Source organism: Paenibacillus sp. MCAF9 (assembly GCF_052114265.1).
In the GTDB taxonomy this organism is placed as follows: Bacteria; Bacillota; Bacilli; order Paenibacillales; family Paenibacillaceae; genus Pristimantibacillus.
Genome location: NZ_JBFREL010000062.1, coordinates 1 through 4248 on the forward strand (window position 1 = coordinate 1; position 4248 = coordinate 4248).

Below are 4248 nucleotides of genomic sequence, written 5' to 3' on the forward strand. Positions count from 1 at the left end.
CTTGAACGGGACATTGAAGCCTACATCCACTTTTACAACAACGAACGATTACAGGCAAAACTAAACGGCCTCAGTCCAATGGAGTTTAGGACTAAGGCCGTTTAACAGGTTTTATTATTTGTATTGTCTACTTGACGGGGTGCAGTTCACTTTGCTTTTGAATTGGATAAATGATGAAGAACAATAGTTTATTCAGATCAATATTGATGATGCTCTAAGTCGTCTACGTAGTCCTTGGCCTCTTTGAGGCTGACGCCACTTTTTTTTCTAAACTCTTTAATTGCTTGAACTCTCTTTCCTGAAGCAACCAGCATGCGTAATCTATCATCGATATTTATAGTGGCGTTGTTGCGAGTCATACCGGGTGAGGAAGGAGGGGAATTCAGGTTTGGCTTGAGTGATCCCGAAAAATCCGAGTGATTGTTAGCCCGTTGAAGCTCCAATTTTATTTCGTCAACCTGTCTCTGCAAGCTGAACACTTTCAGCCCAAACAGGACGGATAGAACTAATGCACTCACAGCAACAATTTCGATCGTTTCCATTACGAATCTCCCCTTCCTGTTTTGAAAACCTATTATAACACAATTACAATTATTGTAAGGGTGATTTCGAGATGCGGAGCAAGAATGTTTTGATAATGAGAATGATTATTATTATAATAAGAGAGGTGGAAATTGTAAATAGACATGGAAGGTGAACATGATGACATTACAGGAACATATACCATTATGGAATCATGCTGCTATAAGGGTGCTTGATGTTCGTCGGTCTATTTTGCGATCGGGTGAGAGTTTGCAAGGCTTCCGATTGCCAGCTAGTGCCTTCTTATTCGCTGCTGCTGGTGATGCAAAAATTCTCATCGACGGAATGGAGCATATGGTGAATCGTTTTTATGTATGCCATGCCGGAAAAGGCGCTACGATTGATATTGTGCAAGTGAATGAAAAACTCGATTATTATTTTATTTTTTACAAAGCAGTCCTCGTTTTACCAGCTCGTAAAGAACTGTTAAATGTATATAGAGACAATAATCCTTTTCAAATGCAATACGGTTTTGCCCCTGCCTATCCGCTGGGTCTTCTGACGAGAGTCGAGCAAATGTATTCGCACTGGATGCTCGATATTCAATTGGAAAGATTTCATGTGAGAGCGTTGTTTCACCAATTGGTATATGATCTTATGAAGCAGCTCCATGCCGCTGAGGGTACAGCCAAGACTCAGCCGGATTACGTCAGCCAAACGATTCGCTTCATGGAGGAACGTTATGCTGAGACAATCAGTTTACAAGAATTGGCGAGTACTCTTCATTGCAATGAGAGAAAGCTGCAGCGATTATTTAAAGCGCAGCTTCGGATTGGGCCACTGGAGTATCTCATTCAGGTTCGAATGGATCATGCGCAAACGATGTTATTGAATACGAATATGCCGCTTAAAGCCATTGCAGAATCAGTAGGTTATGGTGATAGTTATTATTTTAGCCGAGCCTTTAAGAAGCATATTGGCGTTTCTCCTCTTTACTTCAGAAAGCACCGTCGGATAAGTTCATCCTCTATGTCGCAAAATTCCATTGTCGCAGATAATTCTCTTTCGTATGATAGTGATTGTGATAATCATTATCAACAATTAGACGGAGGAGTTATACGGATGAATAGGAGTAAGAGGTCGATTTTAGCGGTTAGCTTGATGCTCAGTTTAATTTTATTGTTGAGTGCATGTTCGACGGGAAATAGCACGGGAAACAATACGGGAGGGGCTAGTCCAGCTGGAGCTGAATCTAGTGTAGCTTCTACAAATACAAATGTATCGCAGACAGCGCAACAGGCGTATCCTGTTGTTATTAAACATATGAAGGGCGAAACAACACTGGAGCAGCGCCCACTTAAAATTGCGGTGCTTGATACAAAATTTGTGGATCAATTGGTAACTTTAGAAGAGCAGCCGGCCGGCAGTGTAAAAGCTGCGGCAGATAAAACAGACTTCCCGGCTTATTTAATGGATAAGCTGAAGGATGTTAAATTGCTCGGTACAAGGGATGAGCCCAACCTTGAAGCTATTACAGCCATGGAACCCGATTTAATTATTTGTACGGAATTCCAAGAAGAAGTGTATGAGAGCTTGTCCAAAATTGCTCCAACGATCATGCTCGAATTTAATGAGGATTGGCGCGTCACATTAGATACTTTTGGAAAAATTGTAGGGAAGTCTGAAGAAGCGAAGGCAGTCTTGGAGGCCTACAACGAGAAAACAGAGAAGCTGAAGGTAGAGCTAAAGGCTAAGCTAGGAGATCAGACTGTTGCATTAGCGCGTCCACGTGATGAGGGGATACGGATACATACACCAATCCACCGTACAGGAGCTATTTTATACAATGATTTAGGCTTGAATGCCCCAGAATCGGTTTTGAAGGAAAAGGATACCGCTTATGAAATTGCATTAGAGGCTTTCCCGGAGGTTGGCGCTAATCATTATTTCCTCGTAAAAGATGATATGTTCAAGGCGGCAGTGGACGAAATCCAGAAGACGGAAACGTGGAAAAATGTTGAGGCTGTGAAAAACAATCAAGTCTATGATGTGGATTCAAACATATGGATTGCCTATTATGGCCCGATTGCCATTAATATGATTGTTGACCGGGTAGCAGAAATCTTCCTTGGTAAGGCATAACATGCCAGCAACGCTTTCAAAGTCGGAGTGGGGTAATTTAAAAAGCAGATATAACTTCTCTTATGAGAATAATACTGACTCCGCTAATCGCTCCATTTATTCAAGAAATTTATTGAATAAGGAGCTATGCGAAACCTATCTGGATCGGCTAGGGAGCGAAATAGCTTCGCCATCAAGAAGAGTAACTGCGTCGATGCTCGCGAAGCGATATGCTTATCTAGTCGTTGCTCCTGTTCTGTATGCAATGACGGTATACAACAAGAATCCGACCATGATGTTGGACAATTGCCGCTTGGTTTCACCTAGCGACAGCGAGTTCAATGTGACGAAATCCAAGTTTCCTAATTTAAGCTTTGAAGAACAACCAAGCGTTACGGAACCGGTAGCTGGGGAGCGGAAAGAGTGGCGGGATCAGGTAATAAGAGAACTTTTTGCAGAGCATATTTCTCCATTATTTCGTGCTTTATCTATGGTTGGCGGAATACCTATAGTAATCTTATGGGAGAATGCGATGGTTCGAATTTCTCCGCTTTATGAGGACGGACTAGAGGAGGAAACGAATCCGGCAATCTTACAACGACTTCATGAGGATTTCACGTATATAACGCAGACTGCACCAGCAAGCTTATTTGGAGAACGCCGCAATCCGTTTACGAGGTTTATGAGCAAAACGAATTTAGGTACGATGAGCGATCTGCCTGATATTCGCAAAACCTGCTGCTTCTATTATGAAATGTCTTCGGCGGAATATTGCAGAGCTTGCCCGAAACCTTTCGAATGCCATAAATAGCTGGACATTGAGCAATCGTCTTGTCACCTTTTGGGGCAAGGCGGTTGCTTTTTTTATTTATTGGTTCTTAATATATAAGGGATTTTGGAATATAAATCGATTCCACATATGCGACTTGACGGCTGGTGTCATAAAGCTGAAGCTCGGGATTTCTTAAGCAGCTTACAAGCATTATTCATTCGAATTTATGTTAAATAGGAAAGAATGGTTTCTCCTGTTACAGCTATGAACATTTGAGCGAAGTAATGGCAGTTAAAGGAGTCATTTCGGCGGCGTCCGCTAGGGAGTTGTGTAACTCTTTTATAAATTTTTTTGAATGTAGAACATATTCTCATGGGGATGCTTCCACCACAAATAGTGAATAGCAGGAGCTTTTCCTGCTATTTTATATTTAGCAGGAAAAGCTCCAGTTAATTTTAAGCTGCGCGCTTATTTGAGTTAATTAACAGGAAAAGCTCCATGTAATTTTGCTTCAAAGCGGCTTTTTAACGATTATGAGTTGAATTAGCAGGAGAAAATCCTGTTAATTGCTAATTTGGGCTGCTCACACCACAAATAGCAGGAGCTTTTCCTGCTAATTTTAATTTAGCTGGAAAAGCTCCATGTAATTTTGCTGCAAAGCGACTTTTTAGGAATTATTTGTTGAATGAGGGTGTCCCAAAAGCCATAGGCTTTAGAGGCACCCTCTTCAAAGTTTTGAAATCTGTAAAAAACAAAGAAACCAACCTTTGGTAAAATGGAGGTACCACCCAACCATCTTCGAAAGGAAGGTTTCTATGTACATTCAATATACC

General features: G+C 41.4%; 4 protein-coding genes. 3 read left to right on the plus strand and 1 reads right to left on the minus strand.

All coding sequences use genetic code 11. From position 1 onward, the window contains the following. Nucleotides 1-12 precede the first annotated feature (12 nt). Nucleotides 13-105, plus strand: coding sequence for an IS3 family transposase (locus AB4Z45_RS32690; RefSeq protein ID WP_441880815.1), 93 nt, complete (start codon nt 13-15; stop codon nt 103-105). A gap of 92 nt (nt 106-197) precedes the next feature. On the opposite strand, the gene AB4Z45_RS32695 is transcribed toward AB4Z45_RS32690, so the two are convergent. Then, the gene (locus AB4Z45_RS32695) at nt 198-542 is read right to left on the minus strand and encodes a hypothetical protein (RefSeq protein ID WP_441913805.1); all 345 of its coding nucleotides are present in this window, start codon (nt 540-542) and stop codon (nt 198-200) included. Nucleotides 543-699: 157 nt separating this feature from the next. Between AB4Z45_RS32695 and AB4Z45_RS32700 the strand changes: the two genes are divergently transcribed. Together AB4Z45_RS32700 and AB4Z45_RS32705 are read left to right on the plus strand one after the other, a co-directional pair. After that, nucleotides 700-2664 carry an ABC transporter substrate-binding protein gene (locus AB4Z45_RS32700; RefSeq protein ID WP_441913806.1) on the plus strand — a complete coding sequence of 655 codons (1965 nt, stop codon included), beginning with the start codon at nt 700-702 and terminating at the stop codon, nt 2662-2664. A 1-nt stretch (nt 2665) separates the two neighbouring features. Next, a complete protein-coding gene (locus AB4Z45_RS32705) occupies nt 2666-3454 on the plus strand; it encodes an IucA/IucC family C-terminal-domain containing protein (RefSeq protein ID WP_441913807.1) in 789 nt (262 codons plus the stop codon). Nucleotides 3455-4248 lie beyond the last annotated feature (794 nt).

Excerpts from the sequence above, each read along its gene's own strand:
- AB4Z45_RS32695 (WP_441913805.1), bottom strand. The coding sequence starts at position 542 with ATGGAAACGATCGAAATTGTTGCTGTGAGTGCATTAGTTCTATCCGTC.
- AB4Z45_RS32700 (WP_441913806.1), top strand. The coding sequence starts at position 700 with ATGATGACATTACAGGAACATATACCATTATGGAATCATGCTGCTATA.
- AB4Z45_RS32705 (WP_441913807.1), top strand. The coding sequence starts at position 2,666 with ATGCCAGCAACGCTTTCAAAGTCGGAGTGGGGTAATTTAAAAAGCAGA.